Origin of the sequence: Phenylobacterium sp. 58.2.17 (genome assembly GCF_026411515.1) — a bacterium.
In the GTDB taxonomy this organism is placed as follows: domain Bacteria; phylum Pseudomonadota; class Alphaproteobacteria; order Caulobacterales; family Caulobacteraceae; genus Phenylobacterium.
The window spans coordinates 1-26,230 of the sequence record NZ_JAPMTQ010000008.1; the positions used below are offsets into that span (position 1 = coordinate 1).

Consider the following 26,230-nt stretch of genomic DNA (forward strand, 5'->3'; position numbering starts at 1 on the left):
CCCCCCCCCCCCCCCCCCCCCCCCCCCCCCCCCCCCCCCCCCCCCCCCCCCCGCGCCGCTGACCTTCGACGCGGCGCTCAGGCTCGCAGACACCACCGCGCCAAGCCTGCTCGGCAGGAGCGCCGATGTCGCCGCAGCCCGCTCGACGGCGATCGCCGCCGGTCGCCTGCCCGATCCAAAGCTCGCTACGGGTCTCGGCAATTTCCCGATCTCGGGACCTCCAGCGGGGACCTTCGACCGCGACAGCATGACCATGGCCACTGTCGGCGTCAGCCAGGACATGCCCAGCAACGCCAAACGCCGGGCGAGCCGTGAGCGCGCCGCCGCTGACATCGAGGCCGCCGAGGCCAGCGCGCGGGTCGAGGCGCGCGCGGTCCGTCTTGCAGCCTCCCTGGCCTGGATCGACCTCTTCTACGCCAATAAACGGCTCGCGGCCTTGGGCGAGGTGGAGCGCGCGCTGACGCCCCTTCGCGCCAGCGCGCCGTCGCAAATCGCCACTGGGTCGGCGCGACCCGCCCTAGCCCTGGAGCCGGACCAACTCAGCGCCGCCCTCGGCGACCGGCGCGCCGAACTGGTCGCCGCGGTCGGCAGGGCCCGGGCCGAGCTCGTCCGCTGGACTGGCGAGGTCGATGCCGACGTGACTGGCCCGCCACCGAACTTCCAGGTCGATCCAGCCAGCTTGCGCGCCGGCCTTGAAAGGCTGCCGACACTCCGGGCCTACGACGCCGCCGGTCGCCAGGCCGACGCCGACACTTTGGCCGCCAAGGCTGAGAAGCAGCCGGATTGGAGCTGGGATCTCACCTACCAGCACCGCGATCCAATGTACGGCGACATGGTCTCGGTCGGCGCGTCGGTGAGCCTGCCGTTGTTCGCCGACAAGCGGCAGGACCCGATGATCGCCGCTCGCGCCTCCAGCGCCGCCCGCGTCCGCTACGAGCGGGAGGCGGCGCGCCGCGCGCTGTCGGCTACCCTGGAGGCGGACCTCGCCGACCACGCCATGCATCACGACCGGCTCATGCGCGCCCGCACCACGCTGGAGCCCCTGGCTGCGCGCCGCGCCGAGCTCGAGACAGCGAGCTACGCCGCCGGGACGGCGGGGCTCGCCGACGTACTGGGCGCGCTGGTCGCCCTCGCCGAAGCCAAGATCAACATCCTTGACCGCGAGGCCGACGTCGAGCGCGACGCGGTCCGCATCGTCCAGACCTACGGAAGCGACGCCCAATGATCGCCCTCTCCCGCACCCAGCTCGCCGCCGCCGCGGCCGTGGTCGCCCTCGCCGGCGGCGGGCTAGGCTATGGCCTGGCTCACTTGCAGAAGCCCCCAGTCCCATCGGCCAGCACGCCCGGATCGGAGGGGCGCAAGATTCTCTACTGGTACGACCCGATGGTCCCGATGGAGCGCTATCCGGGGCCCGGCAAGTCGTCCATGAACATGGACCTGATCCCCAAGTACGCCGACGAAGCCGAAGCGGGCGGCGGCGTGCGGATCGACCCCGCGGCGGCGCAAAGCCTCGGCGTGCGGCTGGCCCGCGTCGAGCGCAGCGCCTTCGCACAAAGCGTCGAGGCGTCCGGGGTCCTCGACTTCAACCAGCGCAGCGTCGCCATCATCCAGGCCAGGGCCGACGGCTTCGTGCAGCGGGTCCATGCGCGCGCGCCCGGCGACGTCGTCGCTGCGGGCGCGCCGATCGCCGACCTCCTCGTGCCGTCCTGGGCCGGCGCCCAGACCGAATACCTCGCCGTGCGCCGGTCGGGCGATGCGACGCTGGAGAGCGCCGCCCGCCAGCGGCTGGCGCTGCTCGGCATGCCGCAGGCGCTGATCGACCAGGTCGCCCGCTCCGGTCGGCCGCGCAACGTCGTGACCATCGCAACACCGATCGGCGGAGCCATCCAGACCCTCGACCTGCGCCAGGGGATGACCGTCAGCGCCGGCCAGACCCTGGCGCAGGTCGCCGGTCTCTCGACCGTCTGGCTCAACGCCGCGGTTCCGGAGGCTCAGGCTGGGCGGGTCAAGGTCGGCCAGTCCGTCACCGCCGACCTCGCCGCCTTCCCCGGCGAGACCTTTAGCGGTCGGGTCACCGCCATCCTCCCGACCACCCAGGCCGAAACCCGCACGCTTACCGTTCGAGTGGAGCTCCCCAATCCCCAAGGTCGGCTGCGGCCAGGCATGTTCGCCACCGTCCATCTCGGCGGCGAAGCGCAGACAGCCTTGTCCGTGCCGTCCGAGGCGGTGATCCGCACCGGCAAGCGCAGCCTCGTCATGGTGGCCGGCGAGCAGGGCCGGTATGCGCCGGTGGAGGTTCGGGTTGGCCGCGAGAGCGGCGATCGCACCGAGATCCTGGCCGGACTTAGCGAAGGCCTGAAGATCGTGGCTTCCGGCCAGTTCCTGATTGATTCCGAAGCGAGCCTGGCCGGACTGCAGGCGCGGCCGCTCGCGATCGGAGCTCCAGCGCCCGCCAAGGCGCCGGGCGTGCTCCACGAGACGCGGGGCCGGATCGAAGCGCTGTCGGCCAGTTCCGTCACCCTCAGCCACGAGCCGGTGCCGGCGATCGACTGGCCCGCCATGACCATGACCTTCAAGCTCGAACCGCCCACCCTGGCTAAAGGCCTGAAGGTCGGCGACCAGGTCACGTTCGGCTTCGAGCAAAGGCCGGACGGCGCCGTCGTGCGTCGCATCGCCCGGACGGGGGTGGCGCGATGATCGCAGCCCTGATCCGCTGGTCGGTCCGCAATCGTTTCTTCGTTCTCCTCGCCGCCCTAGCGCTGATCGCGGCCGGCGCGCTCGCGGTGCGCACGACGCCGGTCGACGCCCTGCCCGACCTATCCGACGTGCAGGTGATCATCCGCACCCCCTATCCCGGTCAGGCGCCGCAGATCGTCGAGAACCAGGTCACCTATCCGCTGACCACTACGATGCTCTCGGTGCCGGGCGCTAAGACCGTCCGCGGCTACTCGTTCTTCGGCGACAGCTTCGTCTATGTGATCTTTGAGGACGGGACCGACCTCTACTGGGCCCGCTCGCGGGTGCTGGAGTACCTGAACCAGGTCCAGGCCCGTTTGCCGGAAGCGGCCAAGCCGGCGCTGGGGCCGGACGCCACCGGGGTCGGCTGGGTCTACGAATACGCCCTGGTCGACCGCACCGGCCGCCATGACCTGTCGGAGCTGCGGTCCCTACAGGACTGGTTCCTGCGCTATGAGCTCAAGAGCCTGCCGGGCGTCGCCGAAGTCGCCAGCATCGGCGGCATGGTCAAGCAGTACCAGGTCGTGCTCGACCCGGTGAAGCTCGCAGCCTACGGCGTCACCCACAGCCAGGCCGTGGAGGCGATCAAGCGCGCCAACAGCGAGACTGGCGGCTCGGTGCTGGAGCTGGCCGAGGCCGAGTACATGGTCCGCGCCTCCGGCTACCTGACCAGCCTCGACGACTTTCGGGCCATTCCGCTGAAGACCGCGGCCGGGGGCGTGCCGGTGCGGCTGGGCGACGTGGCCATCGTCCAGCTCGGCCCGGAGATGCGCCGCGGCCTGGCCGAACTCAACGGCCAAGGCGAGGTCGCCGGCGGGGTCGTGATCCTCCGCTCGGGCAAGAACGCCCGCGAGGCCATCCACGCCGTCAAGGCCAAGTTGGCAGACCTGCAGAAGAGCCTGCCGGAAGGCGTCGAGGTGGTGACAACCTATGACCGCTCCCAGCTCATCGACCGCGCGATCGCCAATCTGCGCGAGAAGCTGGTCGAGGAGTTCGTGGTCGTCGCCCTGGTCTGCGCGCTCTTCCTCTGGCACGCACGATCGGCGCTGGTCGCGATCCTGACCCTGCCGCTGGGCGTGCTGTTCGCGCTGATCGTCATGCGGGCCCAGGGCGTCAACGCCAACATCATGTCCCTGGGCGGCATCGCCATCGCCATCGGCGCCATGGTCGACGCCGCCGTGGTGATGATCGAGAACGCCCACAAGAAGATCGAGCGCTGGGAGGAGGATCACCCGGGCGAGCCGCTGAAGGGCGACACCCGCTGGCGAGTCATTACCGACGCCGCGGCCGAGGTCGGGCCGGCGCTGTTCTTCAGCCTGGTGATCATCACCCTGTCGTTTGTGCCGGTCTTCACCCTCCAGGGGCAGGAAGGCCGCCTGTTCTCACCGCTGGCCTTCACCAAGACCTACGCGATGGCGGGGGCGGCGATCCTGTCAGTGACCCTGGTCCCGGTGTTGATGGGCTACCTGATCCGGGGCCGCATCCCGCGCGAGCGCGACAACGCCCTGAATCGCTGCCTGACCGCCGCCTACAGACCGGCCCTGGATTGGGTGATGGACCGGCCGCGGACCACCCTGGTCATCGCCGCGCTGGTCTTCGCCACGACCGCGTGGCCGCTCAGCCAGCTCGGCGGCGAGTTCATCCCGGCCATGGACGAGGGCGACCTGCTCTACATGCCCTCGGCCCTGCCCGGCCTCTCGGCGCAGAAGGCCGGCGAGTTGCTGCAGCAGACCGATAGGCTGATCAAGACCGTGCCGGAGGTGAAGACCGTGTTCGGCAAGGCCGGCCGCGCCGAGAGCGCCACCGACCCCGCGCCGTTGGAGATGTTCGAGACCACCATCCAGTTCAAACCGCGCAGCGAATGGCGGCCCGGCATGACGCCGGACAAGCTGGTCGAGGAACTGGACCGGACCGTGAGGGTCCCGGGCCTGGCCAACGTCTGGGTGCCGCCGATCCGCAATCGCATCGACATGCTGGCCACCGGCATCAAGAGCCCGATCGGGGTGAAGGTTTCTGGCCCCGACCTCACCGAGCTCGACCGCATCGCGCGTGACGTGGAGACGACCGCCAAGGCCGTTCCGGGCGTGAGCTCGGCCCTGGCTGAACGGCTGACCGGAGGGCGCTATGTCGATGTCGATATCGACCGCGCCGCCGCGGCCCGCTTCGGGCTCAACATCGCCGACGTGCAGGAGATCGTCGCCGGGGCGATCGGCGGCGAGACCGTCGGGCAGACCATCGAGGGCCTGGCCCGCTATCCGATCAATGTCCGCTATCCGCGCGAGATCCGCGACAGCCTGGAGGGCCTGCGCAACCTGCCGGTTCTCACCCCGGCCGGCCAGCAGATCACGCTCGGAACCGTGGCGAAGATCGAAATTGCCGACGGACCGCCGATGCTGAAGACCGAGAACGGCCGCCCCTCCACCTGGGTCTATATCGACGTCCGGGGGCGCGACCTGACGTCGGTCGTCACCGGCCTGCGGCAGGCTGTCGCCAAGGACGTGAAGCTCTCGCCGGGGGTCTCGATCGCCTATTCAGGCCAATTCGAGTATCTGCAGCGCGCCGTCGAGCGGCTGAAGCTGGTCGTACCGGCGACGCTCCTGATCATCTTCGTGCTGCTCTATGTGATCTTCCGCCGCTTCGACGAGGCGGCTCTGATCATGGCGACCCTGCCGTTCGCGCTGACCGGCGGCGTCTGGGCGCTTTACCTGCTCGGCTATCACCAGTCGGTCGCCACTGGCGTCGGCCTGATCGCGCTCGCCGGCGTCGCCGCCGAGTTCGGCGTGGTGATGCTGATCTATTTGAAGGACGCGCTGAAGGACCGAGGCGAGCACCCCTCCCCCGCCCAGGTCGAGGACGCCGTCCGCGAGGGAGCCCTGCTGCGGGTGCGTCCCAAGGCCATGACGGTCGCGGTGATCCTCGCCGGCCTCGCCCCGATCCTCATCGGCCACGGCGCCGGCTCTGAGGTCATGAGCCGGATCGCCGCCCCGATGATCGGCGGCATGGTGACCGCCCCGTTGCTTTCCATGCTGGTCATCCCGGCCGGCTACCTGCTGCTCCGCCGCAGGTCCCACCGCACATCTCTTCAACCCGCTTCCACCTGAAGGAGACTCCTATGAAGCGCACCACACTGACCCTGGCGGGCCTCGGCCTCGCGGCCGTTCTCACGGCTTGCAGCCCCAAGACGGAGGAAAAGGCCGTCGAGACGGCGCCGCCGCCCGAAACGCCGAAGATGGCCGAGGGCATGGCTATGGATGCATCGGCCGCCAAGTCGGTTAAGGCGACCGGAACGGTCACCGCCGTCGATGCGGCCGCCGGCGTGATCACCGTTGATCACACGCCGATCCCGGAAGCGAACTGGCCGGCCATGACCATGGGCTTCAAGGCCACCCCGGCGCTCGCTCAATCGGTGAATGTCGGAGACAAGGTGGCCTTCGATCTGACGATCAAGGACGGGGCGGGCGAGATCACCGCCATCCAGAAGCAATAGGTCCGTCGCGGGCGATGAGAGTCGCCCACGACACCCCCGCGTGGCCGGAGCAGAGCAGACGCCGAACCGCACCAACGCGCTGCGGTCCGACCCTGCTGGCGCCGGCCGCACGGGCGCCTGCCCCCATCGGTTCTGGAGAAGCGAGCCCGTGGCTCGGCGGGTGCGGACTAGGCCCGAATAGGCGCCGTCCGGCTGTTGCGAACAAAGCCGAACACCATCACCAGAAGCGTTGCAATCTGGGCCGCGACGCCCTGCCAGGTCGGATAAACGCCCAAGATCTCGATCCGCGGCAGTCCTGCAATCGGGCGGATCCCCAGAAGTCCGGCCTCCTGGAGTCCGGCCACGCCCTTGCCGGCGAGGACTACGGCGAGGATGGCGATGAGAACCGAGCTCAAGGCGAAGAACTGGGTGATGGGGAGCTTGCGGCTGTAGCGCAGGAGCCCCCAACCGACCGCGGCCAGGACCACGGCGCCCAATCCGGCGCCGGCCAGCATCGCCATATGCCCGCCCTGGCTCCAGAGCGCGGCAAAGAAGAGGATGGTCTCGAAAACCTCCCGGTAGACGACCAGGAAGGCCAGGGCGAACAGGAACCAAGCCGATTTCCGTGACAAGGCCTTGGAGAGCTTGTCGCGTATGTAGCGTTGCCAGACATCCGCCCGGCTCTTGCCGTGCATCCAGATCCCGACGGAGACCAGCACGACGGCCGCGATGAGAGAGCCAAAGCCCTCCATCAATTCGCGGCTCGCGCCGCTGATCGAGATCAGATAGGTGGCGGCGGCCCAGGTGAGGACGCCAGCCCCGAGGGCCGCGCTCCAGCCGCCGTGCACGTAGGGCAAGACGTCGGACCGGCCAGCTTTCCGCAGGAAGGCGACCATCGCCACCACGACCAGCAGAGCCTCAAGGCCTTCCCGCAGGAGGATCGTGAAGGCCCCCATGAACGCAGAGACTTGGCTGGCCTTTTCCGGTGCGAGCGCGCGCTCGGCGGCGTCCATGTAGGCGGCAAGCTGTTCGGCCTGACCTTGCACCGTCGCCGCCGGCTGCCCAGCTGCGATCGCCGACCGGTAGGCGCCCATAGCGGTCTCGATGCGGCCCATCAGCGCCGGATCACGCGCTTTCAGGAGCGGCTCGACCGGTTCGAATCCGTCGAGATAGGCCGACAGCGCCAGGTCGGTCGCCCGTCGCCGGTCGCCCGCCGCATAGGCCGCAGCGCTCTGCGCAAGCCGTCCACGGGCGAGAGAAAGATTGGGGCCCTGGCCCGACAGCGCACTCGGCGTCTTGCGAAGATAGGCGGTGAGCGCCTGCGCCTTTTCCGGGCCGAAGTCGGCAGCCAAGGCCTGCGGCGTCGCCTGAGTGAGCGCCGCAAGGGTGCTGAACCTGGCGCGCACAGCCGCGTCCCGCCGCCAGAACTGCTCGCCGGCCTTGGCCTGGGCGTCGTTATAGGCAAGCCCGCCGACGTAGAACGCCAGGGCCCAGCGGTCAGCCTCCGAGAGGTGGGCGTAACTGGCCATAGCCGTGCCGTCCAGGCCCTGGCCGATGACCTGATAAAGACCAAACACGCTCCGCTGCTGCGCCCGCGCCATGTCGCTGAACGCGATCGGCGGCGGGTCAAGCCCCTCGGCGTTCGGACCATCGCCGCCGCCGGTGGGACCATGGCAGGCTGCGCACTGCTCGGCGTAGAGACTTGCGCCACGGCTGAGGTCCGGAGCCGAGCGCGGGGCCAGGGGCGTCGGATAGGCCGCAAGCAAGGCGCTGGCCAAATTGTGGGCGTCGTGGCTCACCTGCGCCGGCGGCGCCTTGGCCAGCACCGCCGCCTCCAGCGCGGCGGCGTCTCGCACGAGCTGCGGCTGGGCGGGGGTCGCGGGCAATGCAGCCAGGCGCGTGCGGACGGCGGCGGCGAACTCCACCATCTCCGCGTACTCGGCGGCGCTGACGACCTGGCCGTTGTCGACGGCGCCGGCATAATCCACCGCGACATAGTCCAGCAGTCGCCATGCCGTCTGCGCCGAACTGCTTTCCTGGGCCATGACTGGCGACGCGAGCAGGGTCAGCGCCGCGACAGCGGCCGAGAGGAGAATGGACAAAATGCGCATGGGAAACCGTGATGCTAGCAATTCTCCTTATCAGGGCGCTACGCCGCTTGGCGAGCCCGCCACCGCGAACCTGCATCGACGACAGCGGAGGCTTGATCCTCTAGCGACTTGAGGATGTACCCTCGCCGGTGATGTATTGGAGGACAGGTCGATGATCGCGCTTCGGGCAGAGACGGCTCCCACCCGCTCGAGCGAGCGCGCCTCGTGAGCACCGCCCTGATCCTGCGCGTCGATGGCATGGACTGCGGCGCCTGCGCGACGAAAATCGAGACCGCGCTCAAGCGGGTTCCCGGCGTCAGCGACATCGACGTCAACTACAGCCTGCAGCGGTTGACGCTGGCCTACGACGCCGATCGCACATCGCCCAGCGCCATTCGCGAACGCATTCGCGTCCTGGGCTACACGCCGAGCGGCGATAGCGATCCCACCTCGGAAGTCGGCGCGGCCAGCGACGAAATCTGGTGGCGATCGCGCAAGGCGCATCTGGCGCTAGCCTCGGCTTTGGCCCTGGCTGCAGCGTTCGTCATCGCGCGTCTCGCTCCCGGTTGGACAACCTGGGTCTATGCGATCGCGACCCTGGTCGGTCTGGTTCCCATCGCCCGGCGCGCGGCGGCCGGCGCGGTGGCCGGCACCCCGTTCAGCATTGAAACCCTGATGTCGGTGGCCGCCGCCGGCGCGATCGCCATCGGCGAGGCCGAGGAAGCGGCGGTGGTCGTCTTCCTGTTCGCGGTCGGGGAGCTGTTGGAGGGGGTGGCTGCCTCCAAGGCCCGGGCGGGCATTCGCGCCCTCGTCGATCTCGTTCCGCGATCGGCGTTGCGCGAACGCGAGGGCGTCGTCGAACAGATCGCCGCCGCCGAATTGGCGGTCGGAGATGTCGTGGTGATCCGCCCCGGCGACCGGGCGCCGTCCGACGGCGAGGTGATCAGCGGAACCTCCGAGGTCAACCAAGCGCCTGTCACGGGGGAATCCGTTCCGGTGACCAAGGAGCCCGGGTCGGAAATCTATGCCGGGAGCATCAACGGCAACGGCCAACTGCGGGTCGCCATCACGAAGGCCGCGGCCGACAACACGATCGCGCGCATCATCCATCTGGTCGAAGAGGCCCAGGGCGCCCGCGCGCCGATGGCCCGCTTCATCGACCGGTTCAGCGCCTGGTACACACCCGCCGCCATGGTGGTCGCCGCCTTGATCATCGTGCTGCCGCCGCTCCTCCTCGGCGCCGAATGGCATACCTGGATCTATCGTGGCCTGGCGGTTCTGCTCATCGCCTGTCCTTGCGCGCTGGTCATCTCGACCCCGGCGGCGATCGCGTCCGGCCTCGCCGCGGGGGCGCGCAAGGGCTTGCTCGTGAAGGGCGGCGCAGCCCTGGAAACGCTCGGCAAGGTCACAACGGTCGCCTTCGACAAGACCGGCACGCTCACCATCGGCCGCCCCCAGGTCAGCGACATTGTGCCCTTCGAAGGAGGGGCCGACGAACTGCTGGCCAAGGCGGCAGCCGTCGAGAAGGGGTCGAGCCATCCTCTTGGCCTTGCGATCATCGCCCGCGCGGAAGCCGAAGGCCTGACCCTGCCGACCGCCTATGGCGTGACCGCAACCCCGGGCAAGGCGGTCACCGGCCGCCTCAAGGGCGGCTTCGTCTCTGTTGGCTCACCCCGCTTCGCCGCCGAGCAGGGCCAGTTGAGCGCCGAGCAAGCCGCGCGGCTGCAAGCGCTCGAGAGTGCGGGCAAGACCGTGGTCGTGGTGCTGGAATCCAAACGCGCGCTCGGCGCCCTGGCCCTGCGGGACGAGCCCCGCCCCGACGCCGTCCAGGGGCTGGCGCAACTGCGCGCCATGGGGTTGCGCACTGTGATGCTGACCGGTGACAACGCCCGCGCCGCTCAAGCGATCGGCGAGGCATTGCAGATCGAGGCCGAGGCGGAACTGCTGCCCGACGTCAAGCTGTCGCGCATCCAAGACCTGCGAGCTCATGGCCCCATCGCCATGATCGGCGATGGCATCAACGATGCGCCGGCGCTCGCTGCAGCCTCGGTCGGTGTTTCCATGGGCGGCGGAACCGACGTCGCCCTGGAGACCGCCGACGCCGCCCTTCTCAACGACAAGGTGACCGGGGTCGCAGATCTGGTGCGGCTGTCGCGAGGGACGCTGCGCAACATCTGGCAGAATGTCGCGATCGCCCTCGGTCTCAAGGCGGTTTTCCTGGTGACGACCCTGATGGGGACCACGCCGCTCTGGATGGCGATCCTGGCCGACACCGGCGCCACCGTCCTGGTCACCGCCAATGCGCTTCGGCTTCTGCGCTTTGAACGCAGCCGCGCGACAGCCTAATGGGCGACGCCTGGTCCGGCGCGTTCGAGGCCGCCGACCGCTGGGCGATCTGGCGCGGCGCGGTCGGCGACAGTCGCCTCCATCGGCACCTGGCGGCGCAAGCTGTGATCGCACCAACGCCCGTGACGGTGATTGACGCCGCAGGACGGCGAGCAGCCGGGCGCGTCATCCTCATCGATCCGCTGGTTGCGCATCGGTTGGAGCCTGCGGACGACGCCCAGATCCTGTTTGTCGAACCGGCGCTTGCTTCGCTTCCGCCGGAGATTGTCCGCCCGTTGGCGACCGCCGCCTCTGCGCCGGTCATCGTAGCGCGAACCTCGCCCGGACCGGACGAATGGACCTGGAGCCGCATGCGCGGCGGCCCGCTTCCGCCACGCCTGACCCTCACCAGGCTGCAGCCGGCCTTGACGGAAATCGATCGCCTCCTCCCCTGTGGCGCGGTTCCGCTGGACGCTGCCGCGGCGAAGACGGGGCTATCGCCGGAGCGTTTCCGCCACCTCTTCGTTGACGCCATGGGCCTGCCGTTTCGACGATACGTGCTTTGGCGGCGCATCGGACGGGCGGTTCAGGCCCTCAAGTCGGGCGAGGACGCGACGACGGCCGCCCATGGGGCGGGCTTCGCCGACGCCGCCCACTTTTCGCGAACCCTGCGGGCGATGTTCGGGATCCCCCCAAGCGCGTTGCGGCTGCCAAGGCCGCCTGTCCGACGCAGCCGCTATGTTCATGCCGGCCCGTCTGGCGAGGCCTAGACCGTTCCCCTCAACGGGAAGCGCCATGACCAATACACGTGACTTTACGCCGGCCCTTGGCCGCCATGAACTGACACAGGCCTACGACAGGGCCATCGCGCTCATGACGCGTGAACGCCGCTGGCGGACGGCCCTTTTGAAACTGGTCGCTCCGCGTGAGCACGAGATCATTCTCGATGTCGGCTGTGGGACCGGCACCTTTGCGCTGATGCTCAAAGCCGCCTCCCCCGACGCGCGGATCATTGGCGTCGACCCCGATCCGAACGTGTTGGCGCTTGCCAAGCGGAAGGCGGACGAAGCTGGATTGGCAGTCGAGTGGCGGCAAGGCTTCGGCGACGGCCTCAGCGAGGTTGCGCCGGACGGAACCGTCGACAAGATCGTATCGAGCCTCGTGTTTCACCAGTGCTCTGTTGAGGTCAAACAGGCCATCCTCAGTGCTATCCGCAGGGCGCTGAAGCCTGGGGGGCAGGTCGCGATTGCAGACTATGGCCTTCAACGCACCCCGTTGATGCGCGTGTTGTTCCGGCAGGTGCAGATGCTCGACGGGTTCGACCACACTCAGCCGAACGCCGACGGCGTCCTGCCGGGTCTGATGTCGGCCGCGGGTCTGGCGGACGTCGAGGAGACGCGCATCGTGCCCACACCGACCGGGTCGATCTCGCTCTACTCTGCGAGGGCTCCATTGCGCTAGCGTCGCAGCCCGCCGCGCCTCGCGACGCCTACCCTCTTTGGCGCAGGCTCACCGGTCGAACGACGGCTGAGCCTATAGCGCGTTCAACGGCAGCCTGAGGAACACCCGGCCGCTAGGGGAAGGGTCGGGCAGAGCGCCGGCGCGGATGTTCACCTGCAGCGAGGGCAGGATCAGAGTCGGTGCAGCCAGAGTGACGTCGCGCGCCTCTCGCATCGACACGAACTCAGCCTCGCCGACGCCCTCGCGGACGTGGACGTTGCCGGCGCGCTCGGCCGCGACGGTGGTCTCCCAGGCGAAGGTCTCGCGGCCTTCGGGGAGGTAGTCGTGGCCGACGAATATCCGTGTCTGCGGCGGCAGGGCCAGGATTCTACGGATCGAGCGGTACAGGGTCGCCGCATCGCCACCGGGGAAGTCGGCCCGGGCGGTGCCGTAGTCGGGCATGAAGAGGGTGTCGCCGACGAAAGCCGCGTCACCCACCCGATAGGTCACGCAGGCCGGGGTGTGGCCGGGGGTTTGTAGGACCTCGATCTGAAGGTCGCCGAGCGGCAGAACGTCGCCCTCGCGAACCAGCCGGTCAAAGACCCTGCCGTCGGCCTTGGCCTCGAACATGTCGCCGAAGGCCTTCTGCACGGCCTCAATATCGACCCCGATGACGACTTTCGCGCCGGTTTTCGCCCGCAAGTAGTCTGCGCCCGATAGATGGTCGGCGTGGGCATGGGTTTCCAAAATCCAATGCAGATCCAATCCCCGAGCCTGGGCGGCGGCCAGCAGGGCGTCGGCGGACCCGGTGGAGACGCGCGCCGCCTTAGGGTCGAAATCGAGCACCGGATCGACGATTGCCGCCGCCTTCGTGGCTGGGTCGGCGATCAGATAGGAGATCGTGTGGGTGGCCTCGTCGAAGAAGCCGTCTACGCTAGGGATCATGGCCGGGGCCTCCTGAGTTCGGCTTCATATGTATTAGCTATTGCTAAATTAGCAATGACGCATATATGGCGATCATGTTCGATCTTGCGAACTTCGACATCACCCGTTTCGAGGCCAGCGCTGGGGAAGCCGCCAAGCTTCTCCGCGCGCTCGCCAACGAGCGTCGGCTGATGATCCTCTGTCAGTTGGCGGACGGCGAACTGTCGGTCGGGGAGCTTGTTCCCCGGGTCGGCCTTTCGCAGTCGGCTCTTTCACAGCACCTGGCGGTGCTGCGAGAGGAGGCGATCGTGGCCACGCGTCGCGACGGCCAGACCATCTGGTACCGGATCATCGACCCCGCCGCGGTGCGGGTGGTGACGACGCTCGCCGAGATCTTCTGTCCCCCGGACATAAGGAAGAGCCATGACCGCCAAACTTACGCCCCTGACGCCGAATGACGTGGCCGCCCGCCTGAGCGACGGCGGCGCAGTGCTGATCGACATCCGCGAGCCGGACGAGTTCGCCCGCGCCCATGTGAAGGGCGCGCTATCGCGCCCGCTCTCGGCGCCAGGCGCGCTGCCTACTGGCCGAGACGTGATTTTCACCTGCCGCAGCGGCATGCGCACCGACGCCAACGGCGAGCGCCTGGCCGCCAGGGTGGCGGGCGAGGCCTTCGTCCTTCAAGGCGGGCTGGATGGCTGGATCAGGGCCGGCCTCCCGGTCGTGCAGGACCGCAAGGCGCCGCTTGAGATGATGCGCCAGGTCCAGATCGGCGCTGGCTTGCTGGTGCTGCTGGGCGTGCTGCTCGGCTTGCTGGTCCATCCTGGCTTCCTGGGCGTCGCCGCCTTCGTCGGAGCGGGGCTCGCCACTGCAGGCTTCACCGGCTTCTGCGGCATGGCCCGCCTGCTGGCTTTCGCGCCGTGGAACCGGCGGGCGGCCTGACAGGACCATCGGCAAGCTGCGCCGCACCGGCGCCAGTGTTTGACTGGACGCGACTCGTCGAGCCTTGGGCGCTTTCATTGAGGCGCCTACGCGGAAGTCCGAACCGACGAGCGATATGATCTTGACGCTGGCCCGCGCGCTAGGCGCACGCCGTTGATCTTCCCGACAGACGCTTCAGGTCCTCCACATTTGCTCTGCCTTCGCCGTGAAGCTGAAGCCAAGGCGGGCGGCGGCCCCATTGCGGAGAAGAGCGACAGCGTCTTCGAAACCGCTTGATCCTCTAGTCGCTAGAGCAATTAGGGTCGCGGGATCAGGAGGAGTTCGCATGTCGTGCACGACATCGGCAGCTAGGGTTGGCCAGCTCATCGGCCTGGAAGCTTCGCGCTGCGCCAAGAGCGTCGGATGAGGCGCGTTCTGTCCGAGCCGCCTAACGGTCTCGAACTTATCTTGCCCATCTTGCAACAGGCCGTCGCGCACGCGAACGCCGGCCGTTGGGCGGAGGCCGAGAAAGGCGCCCAACGTGTCCTCAAGGCCAAGCCATTAGACCCGTCGGCGCTCAATATCCTCGGCACGGTCGCTATGAACACCGGCCGATCGGCCGAGGCGATCGTCTGGTTGCAGCAGGCCGCCGGCGGCCAGCCGAAGAACCCGTTCATCCAGTTCAATCTGGGCGAAGCCCATCGCCGCATTCAGGCCTACGAAATTGCGGCGAAGTTTTTCCAACGGGCTGCGGCTCTCAAACCCGATTTCGCCGAGGCACATGCTTCCAGCGGCGACATTTATCGATTGTTGGGACAGCGGGCCGAGGCTGAACGCTCCTACCGCGCCGCATTGCAACAAGCGCCCGCAATGCTGACCGCCCTCAATGGTCTGGGACTTTTGCAGCTGCAGCGCGGCGACGCCGCCGCGGCCTCTGAGCCCTTCGAAGCCGGATGCAAGGCGGCGCCGGCGGGCCATCCCCTGCGTCCGATATTGCTGGCGAACCTTGGGCTGGTTCGACTGCAACTCGGTCACGGTTCGGAAGGGCTGGGCCTGCTGGCGCAGTCCGTGGAGGCCGCCCCCGAGGACGCCGAGGCCTGGCGTCGGCTCGCCGCTGCGCTCCGCCACACGCGGGTCGCGCCGGCGATGCCGGGTTTCCGCGACATCCTCCTGCAGTTGTTCGACCGGTCCGACGTCAACCCCCGTAACCTCGCGACCGCGGCCCTTGCCGTGCTCCGGCAGGATCCTGATATCGATCAGCTCCTGGAGACGATCGTCCGAGCTCCGCGTGATGTTGCGCAGACCCTGGAGCACGGAGCCGCCGCCGCCACGCGGCTGCTGCACGATACGTTGTTTCGTCGTCTCTTGGCGTCGGCGCCGATCCCGGACGTCGGGATCGAACTGCTGCTGGTTCAGCTGCGGGCCGACCTTCTGAGGCTCGCCGACGCGGAGCCCGAGGCGCTCGAAGACGAACTCGGTCTCGCCGTCGCACTCGGTCGGCAGTCTTTCCTGAACGAGTATGTCGCCTATGCGGACGCGGTGGAGCAGCAGCGACTGAACGCTCTAGTCGCCGCCCTGGACCGCGAGGACCTGGGCGCCGGGGCCGGCGACGCCGCGAAGGTGGCGGTCCTGGCGGCCTACCGCCCGCTGGCGTCGACGCCTCTCGCAGCGCGCCTCCAAGCCAACCCGCTGCCGGCGCTCGCCGATGTACTGCGCGAGCAGCTGGCCGAGCCGGCCGAGGAGGCGGAGCTACGCGCGGCCCTGCCGGTGCTCAAGCCCCCGAGCGACACCACCTCCCTCGCGGTCCAAACGCAGTACGAGGAGAACCCCTATCCGCGCTGGACTCGCTGCAGCCTTGGCGAGGCGCTGCCTTTCCGAAAGGCGATCCAAAGCGCCTTGCCAGACCTTCCCACCCATGAAATCCCAGATCTCGACCGTCCCCGCGTACTGGTCGCCGGCTGTGGCACCGGCCTTGAGACCATGCGCGTGGCGACCACCTACCGCGGCGCCTCGATCCTTGCGATCGACCTCAGCGCCACCAGTCTCGCCTACGCCAAGCGCAAGACTCGCGCCTACGGGCTCGCCGAGGTGGAACACCTGCAGGCTGACATCCTGGACCTGCCAACGCTGCAGGAACGCTTCGACCTGATCGACAGCTTCGGCGTGCTGCATCACATGGCCAATCCCGCGCAAGGCCTCCAGGTCCTCGCCGGGCTCCTACGGCCAGACGGCGTTCTCTTCGTGGGCCTCTATAGCGAGATCGGCCGACGCGCTGTTGTGGAGGCGCGCGCCCACATCGCCCGCCACGGTTATCGGGATGATCCGGACGGCATTCGGGCGCTACGACGCGCCCTGATGCTTGACGGATCGCCGCCGGCGCTGGACGACGTGATGAGCCCGGCATCGGACTTCTGGACCCTTTCGGATTGCCGCGACCTCCTGTTCCATGTGAACGAGCATCGCTTTACCCTGCCGCAGATCGGCGAAATGCTGAGCGCCGCCGGTCTTGAGTTCCTAGGCGTCCAGTTCGGACACGCTGCCGACCGCTCGCGCTACCTGGCGCAGAACCCTCGTTCCGGCGCGTTGCGCGATCTTGCGCGCCTCCATCGCCACGAGCGCGAGCATCCAGAGATCTTCGGCGACACCTACCGGCTCTGGGTCCGTCCAAGGAGAGCCTCCAAGTGACCCAACCCGCCTCTCCGCACGTCGATCTTCCAACGGAGCAGCGCGCCGTCCTTCGTCAGTCGCTCCTGGCCTTCGCCGTTTGCGCGCCGACGCTTGCCCTCGCAAGCCTTGGCTTGCCAAGAGTCTTCTCCTTCCCTGAGACGCTTTCGGAGCGCCTCGCCTTCGGGCTCCGCGCCGATCTGGTGATCGGCTTGTGGGTCATCTTGGGCGTGCGGATGGTCGCCAAGGTTCGGTTTGAGTCTGAGGCCGACAACGCCGGTTCCGCCTATTGCCGCCCCAGCCCCCGCATAGCCGTACCGAGAGCCTTCCTCCAGAACACCCTCGAACAGGCGTTCACCGCGGCGTTCGGGATTCTCGCCCTCGCCACCGTGGAGGGCGAGGCGGCGCTCGCCTATATCGCCGCGATGGTCGTCCTCTTCAGCTTGGGACGGGCGACCTTCCTGCGCGGATACCCACGCGGCGCCGGGGGGCGCGCCTTCGGCATCGCGACCACGGCGCTCCCGACAATCGGCGCCTATGGCTGGGCGCTCATGGACACAGCCTCGGACGTGGCGGCCCGCCTGCCCGGCTGAGCGGGAAAGTAAACCCGCCGCTGCCTGGTAGGGGGGACTAACCCGCAAGTCTCCGCCCCAAGCTCTTCTGACGGCGCTCACGCGCGCTTGCGCTTCGCGAACGCGCGATCAGTGCTCATGAAACGCGCCAGCATAGCCGGGGCCAGCTTTAGGGGATCGACCACCCGGCCCCCCTCCTGGGCCATCGCCTCGCCGTAGGCCACGAGATCGCGATGGACCGCCGCGCTAAGCTCGATCGTCAGCTTCACCGGCGTGTCGTCCATCAGGGTGGCAAGTTTCAGCCGTTCGGCCATCTCGGAAGCTCCTGATAAGGCTCAAGTTCAAGGTCCTGGGTGACAATCACCCGCACCGGCGCCCCAGGACGGATCTGGATGGTCGGAGCTTGGGCCAGCGCGCGACCGACAGCTTGCTGCCCGACTTGGTTGAAGGTGTCGGCGCCGCCTCTCCGAATGGCCGCGACCAGTTCGTCGTCGTCGCTGGCGCCGACCTCGGACCCGATGGCCAGAAGCGTCGACAGCGCCGCCATTGCAAAGAGAGAGCCCCAATGGCGCTCGACCCTGCCCTCAACCCCAGCCCGGCCGAGCGCATCGCCAGCCGGAAACTCGCCAAGCGCGACCGTGCGGGCGTTCGGCAGGAGAAGCCGCGTCCAGACGACGTGAACACGGCTCTGACCAAAGGCGAGCTTGCTGTCGTAGGTTCCGACCAGCTTCGCTCCTTGCGGAATGAGGAGCGTGCGGCCCGTTTCGCTGTCGAACACCGGTTGGGTGACCTGGGCCACCACCTGCCCCGGGAGATCCGACTGAATGCCGGTGATCAAGGCGGCGGCGATCAACGTGCCGGCCTGTACGACGGGCGGTGCGCCGGCGTCTCCTGGCCGAGACGATGCGGCCGTTGGTTCATGCCCTGCGACGGAACCAAGTCCCCCCAAGGGTCGATCGCCGCCCCGGCCCTGAGGCAGAAAGAGCTGGCTCCGTTGCGCGGCGTCGTGCTCGGCTTGGCGAGCCGTCTCGGCCCGCGGCGCCTGCGATCCCTCAAGCGGCGCCCGCCCTGCCTCGGCGGCCAGCATGGGCCGTCCAAGGTCGCCCGGAAGCGGCGAGCCAAGCCTTGGGACTTCGCGATAGTCGGCAGGCAAGGCGTTTAGCCGCTCGGGTGGTGTGGTGCTCACGGTGAACTGCGGCTCCGGCGGCCCGGGCCGAACCTGAAGGCTCAGACCGATGGTCACCGCCCCGATGAGCGCGGCAGCGCCAACTCCCGACATCAGCATCAGCGCCCGACGCGATAGGCGAGCGACTGGCGGCGGCTTGGCGCGCAGCCGCAGATCTGGCGCGCCTTCCGCGATCTCTTCTGGCGCCGCGGTCATGCGCCAGCCCCTGTCCGGACCAAGCGCACCGACTGCAGCTTGCGCCCCTGATGCAGGCGAAGCTCCGCCACATCGATCAGCCGATCGAGGACCATCCGGCCGGCGACGACCCGGAAATTCACCAGTTCCAGATCGCCGCCCGGCCCCTTCAGAAAGACGGGCGGAAGCTCTCCATGAGCGACCGCATCTGGAAACTCTATGAAGGTCTGACGCCCGTCGTCATAGACGCGCAACGGTCGCCAGGGAGCTCTGCCCTCGATCCGATAGGCGAAGTTCAAGGTAACGCTCGGCGGGATCTGCGCGTGCTTCGCCTGCTCGGCCCTGCGCTCGGCTTCCTGCGCTCGGACGACCGCCTGAGCGCGGGCTTCATCGACGGGATATCGCCAGCGCGCCGCAGCGAGATAGGCGCCAGCAGTCGATCTCAGCTCCAGGTGATAGGTCCGGCGGTCCGTGTTGATCACGAGGTTGGTGGTCAGGCCCTTTTGCGTCGGCTTGATCAGCACATGGACCCGCAAATCCGGGCCGCTTCCGCTGCGGGTTTCGCCTATGATCCAGCGCGTGGTGTCGCCGGCCGCGAGCGCGCCCTCCCCCACCAGCTGCTCGCCAGGCTGCAGGGCCAGATCGGTGACCTGCCCGGGCGCGGCGTAGATCTGGAAGAGCGCAGCGTCCGAGTAGGTGAAGATCTGCGCCGCATTGGCGTAGGCCTCGCGGCGCGGCTCGACCCTTGCGATCTGATTGGCGCGTCCGACCTCGGCCAGCGGCGCCGTCCAGGCGAATGACGGCGCCAGCAAGGTCGCCACAACAAGCGCGCACCGCATCAGCCGAGCTCCTTTGACCAGTCGAGGGAGTGGACGTAGATCCCGAGCGGATTTCGCCGGATCTCGTCGGCCGTCCGCGGCGGCCGGATCACAACGCCGAGGATTGCGGTCCAATGCTCGGTCGAGGCCAAGGCGCCGTCGACATAGCGCCGTTCCGTCCAGGCCACCCGAAAGCTTGATGGCGAGGCGCGGATGACGCTGGAGACATCCACCCCGACCTGAACCTGGCCGATCTTGCTGAAAGGGTCCGCACCGCGCGCATAGTCGCTGAGCGCAGCAGCCCCGCGGTCAGTAGTGAATTCGTAGGCCCGCAGCCAATTGCGGCGGACGACGACGGGGTCGGCCGACACCGCACGCACTTCTTCCACGAACTGCGCCAGGCGCCATGCGATCTGGGAGTCCTGGGGCGTGTAGCCGGCTTCGGCAGGCGCCACGGCCTGCGTGGCTCCCAGCTGGTCGACTTCTACGACCCAGGGCGTGATGGATCCCCGCGCCCCCTGCCAGACCAGGGCGCCGGCGAGGCCGGCCGACAGCGCCCAGCTTGCAAACGCCATCAATCGCCAACTGCGGGCCTGGACACGCGCCGACCCGATGCGGTCGTCCCAGGCCTGGCCGGCCCTTTGATAGGGCGTTTCCAGAACCGGCGTTGCGCCATATCGCGCGCCCTGCCGCTTGAACGGGTTCATGAGCGATCCTCCGAGAGCGAGACCGATGCGCCGCTTCCCGCCTGGTCTCCCGACCGAAGGGCGTGGGCGGCCGTGGAGGCCGCGTGTCCGGCCGCCTGCTTCTGTTGGAGGCGCCTGGCCCATGCCGGCGGCTGCCCGCCCTGCGAAGCGCCTGGTTCGCCGGCCGCGGCGCCGCTCGGCCGCGAGCCGCCGCTAGGCGGCGCACCGCCGCCTGAACTGACTGCAGGCCTGCGCATCGCGCTGAAGATCGACCGCGCCGCGCCCACGGCTGAACCGGCCAGCAGTCGCCCGCCGGCGGCGCCCGCCGCAGCGAGCCCCCCGGCGGCAAGGCCGGTCCCGACCGCTGCGCCCGCCCCGAGCTGCGGTCCGCCGGACACCAGTCCATTGGCGATGCCAGGGCCGAACACCCCAAGGCCGAGCAGGCAGAGCGCCGCCAGGGCGAGCGAGAGGACCTCCTCAAGACTTGGCGACATCCCACCGAAATCTTGAACGAATTCGTCGAACAGGCTTGAGCCGATGCCGACGATGACCGCCAGCACCAGCACCTTGACGCCGGACGCCATGACATTGCCGAGCACGCGCTCGGCCAGGAAGGCGGTGCGGCCAAAAAGCCCGAACGGCACGAGGATGAAGCCAGCCAGCGTGGTCAGCTTGAACTCAACCAGGGTGACGAAGAGCTGGACCGCCAATACGAAGAAGGCGAGCACCACGACGAGCCAGGCCAGCAGCAGGACGGCGATCTGGGGAAGGTTGTCGAACACGGCCGGAAAGCCGGACATCTGCTGGGCGGCTTCCAGGATCGGTTGGCCCGCGTCGATGCCGGCCTGACCAAGACGGCCAGGCCGCAGGAACTCGCCTGCGGACATGCCGCCGCCGCCGGCCTGAAGACCGAGCCCGGAGAAGGACTCGAAGATGAGGCGAGGATCTGATAGTCCTTGGTGAAAGCCTCTTCGATCGCACGGACGTCGTAGGCGATCCGCTGCGCCTGCCCCATCAGCTGCCGGATGCCGTCCAGATTGCCCTGGATCGAGGCCAAGGCTGAGTACGGAAGCTGCGCGAGATTGCGGGCCTGGTTCACCAGGCTGAGCGCCTGGTTCTGCAGGCTCTGGATCTGGTTGTTGATCTGCTCGAGGGCGCGGGCGGCTTGCAGGACATTCGAGGCGTAGTTTGTCGGATCGAACACGGTCATCTGCGCCCAAGCGGGAGTCGTGGCCAGACCGGCGAGGGCTATGCCGGCCCAGAGCGCGCGGCGAGTTGGGCGGCATCTCATGGGAAGACCTCCATTGGCTGATGCGAACCTTGCGGGGTGAGCCATTCGGCGGCCCAGTCCAGGCCGCGATGCCTGAGCCACGCCGCCGGAAACCCGGCGACGCCATGGGCCTCGAGCAGGCTCGAAATGGCCAGTTGGTCGGACTTCGAGGACGCCGCACAGAAGGCCAGTGCGATGTCGCCCAGGCCGAGTTCGATCAGCCGATCCCCCTGCCGCGACTGGCTGTAGTAGTCGCGCTTGGGGGTCGCCTGGCTGATGATCTCGATCTGACGGCTGTTGAGCCCGAACCGCGCGTAGGCCGCCGCGATCTGCGGCTCGAGCGCGCGGTCATTGGGGAGGAAGACCCGGGTTGGGCAGCTTTCGATGATCGCCGGGGCGATCGCGCTGGCCTCGACATCGGCCAGGGACTGGGTGGCGAACACCACCGCAGCGTTGAGCTTTCGCAGCGTCTTGAGCCATTCGCGCAATTGCGCGCCGAACAAGGCGTCGTCGAGGACGAGCCATCCCTCGTCGACGAATATGAGCGTCGGCCTGCCGTCGAGGCGATCGCGAATTCGGTGGAAGAGATAGCTCAAGGTCGCCGGGGCGGCCGAAGCGCCGATCAGCCCCTCGGTCTCGAAGCATGTGGCCGACGCGGCTCCCAGATGTTCATGGTCGCCGTCGAGCAGGCCGCCCCATGGCCCGGCGAGGGTATAGGGCGCGAGCGCGTGTTTGAGCTTGGCCGACTGGAGGAGCGCCGCAAGCCCGCTCAGCGTACGTTCGGCAGCGGGGGCGCCGCCCAGGTTCGACAGAGCGCTCCAGATGCGTCCGCGATCCTCCGGATCGAGCATGACGTTCTCACGGGCCATCAGCGCCGCCAACCAGTCGGCCGCCCAGGCTCGCTCGTCGAGGTCATCGCAGCTGGCGAGCGGTTGCAGGCTGACGGCCGCCCCCTCCTCGCCGGCAAGGGCGACGCCCAGATCGTGATAGGCGCCCCCGACCCCGAGGGTCGCTGCGCGCATCGAGCCTCCAAAGTCGAAGGCGAAGGTCTGCGCATTCCGATAGCGGCGGAACTGCAGCGCCATGAGGGCCAGCAGAACGCTCTTTCCCGCCCCGGTCGGACCGAGGACGAGCGTGTGGCCCACGTCGCCGACGTGCGGCGAAAAGCGGAACGGCGTGCAGCCTTGAGTGCTCGCCAGCAGCAGCGGAGGCGCGTTCAGATGCTGGTTGCGCTCCGGCCCGGCCCAGACCGCCGACACCGGGATCATGTGCGCGAGGTTGAGCGTCGAGATCGGCGGCTGCCGCACATTGGCGTAGGCGTGTCCTGGCAGGGAGCCGAGCCAGGCGTCCACGGCGTTGCCCCGCTCCAGGACGCAGGTGAAGTCACGCGCCTGCAGGGCCTTCTCGACGAGGCGCAGGCGGGCGTCGGCGATGCCCGCGTCTTCGTCCCAGACGACCACGCTGGCGGTCACGAAGGCATGGCCCGCGGCGTCCGCCCCCAGGTCCTGCAGCGCCGCGTCGGCGTCCTGGGACTTGTTCTCTGCGTCCGTATCGATGAGCGCCGAGGCCTCGTTGGTCAGGACCTCCTTCAGGATCGCCGCCAGGGACTTGCGCTTGGCGAACCATTGCCGGCGGATCTTCGACAGCAGCTTGGCCGCGTCGAGCTTGTCGAGGCAGATGGCCCGCGTGGTCCAGCGATACGGAAAGGCCAGGCGATTGAGGTCGTCGAGCAGTCCGGGCCAGGTGGCGCTCGGAAATCCGTTGATCGTCAGCACACGCAGGTGCGACGCGCCCAGGCGCGGCGCCAGCCCGCCGGCCAGCGGCTGGTCCGCCAGCAGGACATCGAGGTGCATGGGCGTCTCGGGGACGCGCACCCTCTGGCGGCCGGTCGAGACCGCGCCGTGCAGAAAGCTGAGCGTCTCGCCATCGTCCAGCCAGTTCAGCTCCGGCAACAGGCCTTCCAGGAGGGCCAGGATGCGGTCGGTCTGGTCGATGAAGGTCGTAAGCTGACCACGCCAATCCTCACCGGCCGCCGGCAATCCCTCGTAGAGCCACCCCTCGACCCGCCGTCCGCCCTCGGCGGGCGGGAGATGCAGGAACGTCAGGTAGAATCGGCTGTCGAAGTGCGCTCCCTCGGCCTCGAACGCAGCCCGTCGCTCTGCGTCGATGAGACCGCTGACCGGATCGGGGAAACTGCTCTGCGGATAGTCCTGGGCCGGATCTCGCCGAGCCTCGACGAAGATCGCCCACCCGCTGCCAAGCCGTCTCAGGACCGCATTCAAGCGGGCTGCAGAGCTGGCGAGCTCAGCCTCGGTGACGGAGTCCAGATCTGGTCCCCGGAACCGCGCGGCGCGCTGGAACGAGCCATCCTTGTTGAGCACCACGCCTGGGGCCACAAGCGCCGCCCACGGCAGGTAGTCCGCCAGTCGCGCCGGCCGGCGTTGGTATTCGCGCAAGCTCATCATCAGACGTCCATCCAGGCCGGAAGTCTCAGGTGCGCCCGTCCGACCTCGGCGAACTGCGGGTCGCGGCGCGCCGCCCAGACCGCCAGCAGGTGACCGATCGCCCACACAGCCAGGCCGACCGGCCAAAGCCGAAGCCCGAGCCCAAGCGCCGCGGCGAGGGTTCCGATCGCGATCGCCATCGCCCGAGGCGCGCCAGCCAGCAGGATGGGTTCGACCAGCGCGCGGTGGACCGGAGCCTCCAGGATTGGCGGCGCCTCCATCAGACGATCGCTCCGCCGCCGAACGAGAAGAAGGTCAGGAAGAAGCTCGACGCGGCGAAGGCGATCGACAGCCCGAAGACAATCTGGATCAGCCGCCGGAAGCCGCCGGACGTATCGCCGAAAGCCAGGCTGAGCCCGGTGGCGATAATGATGATGACCGCGACGATCTTGGCCACCGGTCCTTCGATAGACTCGAGGACCTGCTGAAGCGGCCCCTCCCAAGGCATCGACGAGCCCGCAGCATGGGCTGGACCTGCGGCGAGCGCCGCTCCCAGCAGGACGAGGCGTGCATAGACCAAGCTCAGGCGCATGAGGGGGTTCCTTCATTCGGGATGAGAGGCGTGAGGCGATAGCGGCCCTCCGGGCCAAGACCCTGGACGGCGGCGAGCTCGACTAGCCGGCGCCCGTCGCCGCGGCCGGCGAGGACCGCGATGACGTCGATGGTTTCGGCGATGAGGGATCGCGGCACGACCGAGACCGCCTCGAGCGTCAGCTGCTCCAGGCGTCGCAAGGCGCCCATCGCCGAGCCGGCGTGCAGAGTGCCCACGCCGCCGGGATGGCCCGTTCCCCAAGCCTTCAGGAGATCGAGCGCCTCGGGGCCCCTCACCTCGCCGATCGGGATGCGGTCGGGGCGTAGACGCAGGGCGCTTCGCACCAGTTCGGTGAGGTCGGCGACCCCGTCCTTGGTGCGCAAGGCCACGAGGTTGGGCGCGCTGCATTGCAGTTCGCGCGTATCCTCGATCAGCACGACGCGGTCGCCGGTCTTGGCCACTTCGGCGAGCAGGGCGTTGACCAGCGTGGTCTTGCCCGTGGACGTGCCGCCGGCGACGAGGATGTTCTTGCGCTCGGCGACCGCAGCCTGCAGCGCCAGGCCCTGCGCCGCCGACATGGTTCCGCGCTCGACGTAGCTGGCGAGATCGAACACGGCGCCGGCTGTTTTGCGGATTGAGAAGGCGGGCGCCGTCACCACCGGCGGCAGCAGTCCTTCGAAGCGCTCGCCCGTCTCCGGCAGTTCCGCCGAAACCCTCGGCGCCCCGGCGTGGGCTTCGCCGCCCACGTGATGGGCGACGAGCCGGATGATCCGCTCGCCAGCGCCTGGCTCCAGCCTGACCTCGGTGGCCGATAAACCCTCGGCCAGCCGATCGGTCCAGAGCTGGCCGTCCGGGTTGAGCATCACCTCAACGATGGCTGGGTCATCGAGCCATGCAGCGATCTGCGGCCCCATGGCGGTGCGCAGCATGCGCGCGCTGCGGATCAGGACAGGATCTTCGGCGATCTGACGCATCTGCGAGGCTCCGAGCCCTGGCGCTCACGGCCGGGGTCGGCGCATCAGTGATCGCGCCTTGCAGCGAAGCTCAACAGGCTTGGCCAGGGCGTAGTGGCGCGTCGCAGAGAGACTTGTCTGCGACGGCGCGGCGCAAACGGCTGTGGAGGACGCGGCCGTTCAACCTCTGGCCGGTTGACTACGATGTTCCACTTTTGTTCTAGATCGCGAACCAGACTTGGAGCACCTCATGGCCCGCCAATCCTATGTCGGTCTGACCGACCCCGTCCGAGAGTTCGACGCCTTGCGGCCGTATGTGGATCAACTTCGAAAGATGCAGCAGAGGTGCCGCCCCTTCGGCCGCGACTACCACGCGATCGCCATCGCCCTCGAAGCCCTTGAGACGACGGCCTACCACTTCACCCGGCAGGCTCACTTCTACGCGGGCAAGCCGCATGGCTGAGCGAATGAAGCTCGATCGCCCGATCGGCGAACGTCTGCCCAGGCAGTATCCGGTCGCCGGCGTTTTTCCGCGAGAGCGGGCGCATCACGACCGGGCAGGGTCGAGGTGATGATCTGGCATCCAGGCAGGCATGGCTCGCGAATCGAAGAGCCTCGCGGCTATCACCCGAGCCATGAAACAGCACACTGGCGACGAAATTCGATCGATCATGAGGGAGATGCCGGCCGACGCCATCGAGGGTCTGCAGGCGGCGCACGGTGAGCATCAGATCACCGAGTATGAAGCCCGCTGGTGGGGCTATCTGATGTTCGCGCGAACAGCCGCCTACGAGGGAACCACGTACACCATCAAAGTCATGGGCGACGGCGGCGAGGTCACCCAGGACTTCCTCAGCTACGTGCTATCCGAACGTGAGGGCAATCAGCGCCATGGGCTGGTTCGAAAGCCTTGGCCTGAAAGCGGTTTCGATCGGGCTTGATCCACCTAGGGCCGAGAAAAGTTCCGCA

General features: G+C 68.4%; 24 protein-coding genes. 13 read left to right on the forward strand and 11 right to left on the reverse strand.

Going from position 1 to position 26,230, the window contains the following annotated elements:
* Positions 1-58: 58 nt before the first annotated feature.
* From OUA97_RS07815 to OUA97_RS07830, 4 genes are read left to right on the forward strand one after another with little or no spacing between them, the layout of a single operon-like run.
* Entirely contained in the window at positions 59-1,225 is a 1,167-nt protein-coding gene (locus OUA97_RS07815; RefSeq protein ID WP_267231416.1) for a TolC family protein, read from the forward strand.
* Entirely contained in the window at positions 1,222-2,697 is a 1,476-nt protein-coding gene (locus OUA97_RS07820; protein ID WP_267231281.1) for an efflux RND transporter periplasmic adaptor subunit, read from the forward strand. The genes OUA97_RS07815 and OUA97_RS07820 overlap by 4 nt, the downstream gene beginning before the upstream one ends.
* Entirely contained in the window at positions 2,694-5,837 is a 3,144-nt protein-coding gene (locus OUA97_RS07825) for an efflux RND transporter permease subunit (RefSeq protein ID WP_267231282.1), read from the forward strand. The genes OUA97_RS07820 and OUA97_RS07825 overlap by 4 nt, the downstream gene beginning before the upstream one ends.
* Before the next feature lie 11 nt (positions 5,838-5,848).
* Positions 5,849-6,223: a copper-binding protein gene (locus OUA97_RS07830; protein WP_267231283.1), complete on the forward strand. Its 375-nt coding sequence runs from the start codon at positions 5,849-5,851 to the stop codon at positions 6,221-6,223.
* Positions 6,224-6,390: 167 nt separating this feature from the next.
* On the opposite strand, the gene OUA97_RS07835 is transcribed toward OUA97_RS07830, so the two are convergent.
* On the reverse strand, positions 6,391-8,313 hold the full coding sequence (locus tag OUA97_RS07835) for a cytochrome c/FTR1 family iron permease (protein WP_267231284.1): 1,923 nt from the start codon (positions 8,311-8,313) through the stop codon (positions 6,391-6,393).
* Between the two features lie 204 nt (positions 8,314-8,517).
* Here OUA97_RS07835 and OUA97_RS07840 point away from each other — a divergent pair, with 204 nt between their 5' ends.
* Genes OUA97_RS07840 through OUA97_RS07850 form a run of 3 tightly spaced genes read left to right on the forward strand, consistent with a single transcriptional unit; the run spans position 8,518 to position 12,078 of the window.
* Positions 8,518-10,638 (forward strand): heavy metal translocating P-type ATPase, encoded by a 2,121-nt coding sequence (locus OUA97_RS07840; RefSeq protein ID WP_267231285.1) that lies wholly within the window; start codon positions 8,518-8,520, stop codon positions 10,636-10,638.
* Positions 10,638-11,387 carry an AraC family transcriptional regulator gene (locus OUA97_RS07845; protein WP_267231287.1) on the forward strand — a complete coding sequence of 250 codons (750 nt, stop codon included), beginning with the start codon at positions 10,638-10,640 and terminating at the stop codon, positions 11,385-11,387. The genes OUA97_RS07840 and OUA97_RS07845 overlap by 1 nt, the downstream gene beginning before the upstream one ends.
* A gap of 25 nt (positions 11,388-11,412) precedes the next feature.
* Complete coding sequence (locus OUA97_RS07850; RefSeq protein ID WP_267231289.1) at positions 11,413-12,078, forward strand: class I SAM-dependent methyltransferase; 666 nt, start codon at positions 11,413-11,415, stop codon at positions 12,076-12,078.
* 72 nt (positions 12,079-12,150) lie between these two features.
* Here OUA97_RS07850 and OUA97_RS07855 read toward each other — a convergent pair whose 3' ends face one another.
* A complete protein-coding gene (locus tag OUA97_RS07855) occupies positions 12,151-13,002 on the reverse strand; it encodes an MBL fold metallo-hydrolase (protein ID WP_267231290.1) in 852 nt (283 codons plus the stop codon).
* Positions 13,003-13,067: 65 nt separating this feature from the next.
* On the opposite strand from OUA97_RS07855, the gene OUA97_RS07860 reads away from it, so the two are divergent.
* The 4 genes from OUA97_RS07860 (at position 13,068) to OUA97_RS07875 (ending at position 17,159) form a co-directional block, all read left to right on the forward strand.
* On the forward strand, positions 13,068-13,439 hold the full coding sequence (locus OUA97_RS07860; protein WP_267231292.1) for an ArsR/SmtB family transcription factor: 372 nt from the start codon (positions 13,068-13,070) through the stop codon (positions 13,437-13,439).
* Positions 13,405-13,923: a rhodanese-like domain-containing protein gene (locus tag OUA97_RS07865; protein ID WP_267231293.1), complete on the forward strand. Its 519-nt coding sequence runs from the start codon at positions 13,405-13,407 to the stop codon at positions 13,921-13,923. The genes OUA97_RS07860 and OUA97_RS07865 overlap by 35 nt, the downstream gene beginning before the upstream one ends.
* Before the next feature lie 402 nt (positions 13,924-14,325).
* Positions 14,326-16,587 (forward strand): class I SAM-dependent methyltransferase, encoded by a 2,262-nt coding sequence (locus OUA97_RS07870; protein ID WP_267231294.1) that lies wholly within the window; start codon positions 14,326-14,328, stop codon positions 16,585-16,587.
* Positions 16,584-17,159, forward strand: a complete 576-nt coding sequence (locus OUA97_RS07875; protein WP_267231295.1) for an MAPEG family protein — start codon at positions 16,584-16,586, stop codon at positions 17,157-17,159. Before OUA97_RS07870 ends, OUA97_RS07875 begins: the two co-directional genes overlap by 4 nt.
* Positions 17,160-17,236: 77 nt before the next feature.
* Here the strand turns inward: OUA97_RS07875 and OUA97_RS07880 are convergent, their stop codons facing one another.
* The 9 genes from OUA97_RS07880 to trbB all read right to left on the reverse strand — a co-directional run bounded on the left by OUA97_RS07880 (position 17,237) and on the right by trbB (position 25,237).
* Entirely contained in the window at positions 17,237-17,452 is a 216-nt protein-coding gene (locus OUA97_RS07880; protein ID WP_267231296.1) for a DUF2274 domain-containing protein, read from the reverse strand.
* The gene (locus OUA97_RS07885; RefSeq protein ID WP_267231297.1) at positions 17,437-18,519 is read right to left on the reverse strand and encodes a TrbI/VirB10 family protein; all 1,083 of its coding nucleotides are present in this window, start codon (positions 18,517-18,519) and stop codon (positions 17,437-17,439) included. The genes OUA97_RS07880 and OUA97_RS07885 overlap by 16 nt, the downstream gene beginning before the upstream one ends.
* Positions 18,516-19,337, reverse strand: coding sequence for a P-type conjugative transfer protein TrbG (gene trbG / locus OUA97_RS07890; RefSeq protein WP_267231298.1), 822 nt, complete (start codon positions 19,335-19,337; stop codon positions 18,516-18,518). The genes OUA97_RS07885 and trbG overlap by 4 nt, the downstream gene beginning before the upstream one ends.
* Positions 19,337-20,023, reverse strand: a complete 687-nt coding sequence (gene trbF, locus OUA97_RS07895; protein ID WP_267231299.1) for a conjugal transfer protein TrbF — start codon at positions 20,021-20,023, stop codon at positions 19,337-19,339. Before trbF ends, trbG begins: the two co-directional genes overlap by 1 nt.
* The gene (gene trbL, locus OUA97_RS07900) at positions 20,020-20,889 is read right to left on the reverse strand and encodes a P-type conjugative transfer protein TrbL (RefSeq protein WP_323690585.1); all 870 of its coding nucleotides are present in this window, start codon (positions 20,887-20,889) and stop codon (positions 20,020-20,022) included. Before trbL ends, trbF begins: the two co-directional genes overlap by 4 nt.
* Before the next feature lie 400 nt (positions 20,890-21,289).
* Positions 21,290-23,737 (reverse strand): conjugal transfer protein TrbE, encoded by a 2,448-nt coding sequence (gene trbE, locus OUA97_RS07905; protein ID WP_267231301.1) that lies wholly within the window; start codon positions 23,735-23,737, stop codon positions 21,290-21,292.
* Positions 23,737-23,997, reverse strand: coding sequence for a VirB3 family type IV secretion system protein (locus tag OUA97_RS07910; protein WP_267231302.1), 261 nt, complete (start codon positions 23,995-23,997; stop codon positions 23,737-23,739). The genes trbE and OUA97_RS07910 overlap by 1 nt, the downstream gene beginning before the upstream one ends.
* Positions 23,997-24,308: a TrbC/VirB2 family protein gene (locus tag OUA97_RS07915; RefSeq protein ID WP_267231303.1), complete on the reverse strand. Its 312-nt coding sequence runs from the start codon at positions 24,306-24,308 to the stop codon at positions 23,997-23,999. The genes OUA97_RS07910 and OUA97_RS07915 overlap by 1 nt, the downstream gene beginning before the upstream one ends.
* Positions 24,299-25,237 (reverse strand): P-type conjugative transfer ATPase TrbB, encoded by a 939-nt coding sequence (gene trbB / locus OUA97_RS07920; protein WP_416362418.1) that lies wholly within the window; start codon positions 25,235-25,237, stop codon positions 24,299-24,301. Before trbB ends, OUA97_RS07915 begins: the two co-directional genes overlap by 10 nt.
* 274 nt (positions 25,238-25,511) lie before the next feature.
* On the opposite strand from trbB, the gene OUA97_RS07925 reads away from it, so the two are divergent.
* Both OUA97_RS07925 and OUA97_RS07930 read left to right on the forward strand, forming a co-directional pair.
* Complete coding sequence (locus OUA97_RS07925; RefSeq protein WP_267231305.1) at positions 25,512-25,724, forward strand: hypothetical protein; 213 nt, start codon at positions 25,512-25,514, stop codon at positions 25,722-25,724.
* A gap of 130 nt (positions 25,725-25,854) precedes the next feature.
* A complete protein-coding gene (locus OUA97_RS07930; protein WP_267231306.1) occupies positions 25,855-26,202 on the forward strand; it encodes a hypothetical protein in 348 nt (115 codons plus the stop codon).
* Positions 26,203-26,230 lie beyond the last annotated feature (28 nt).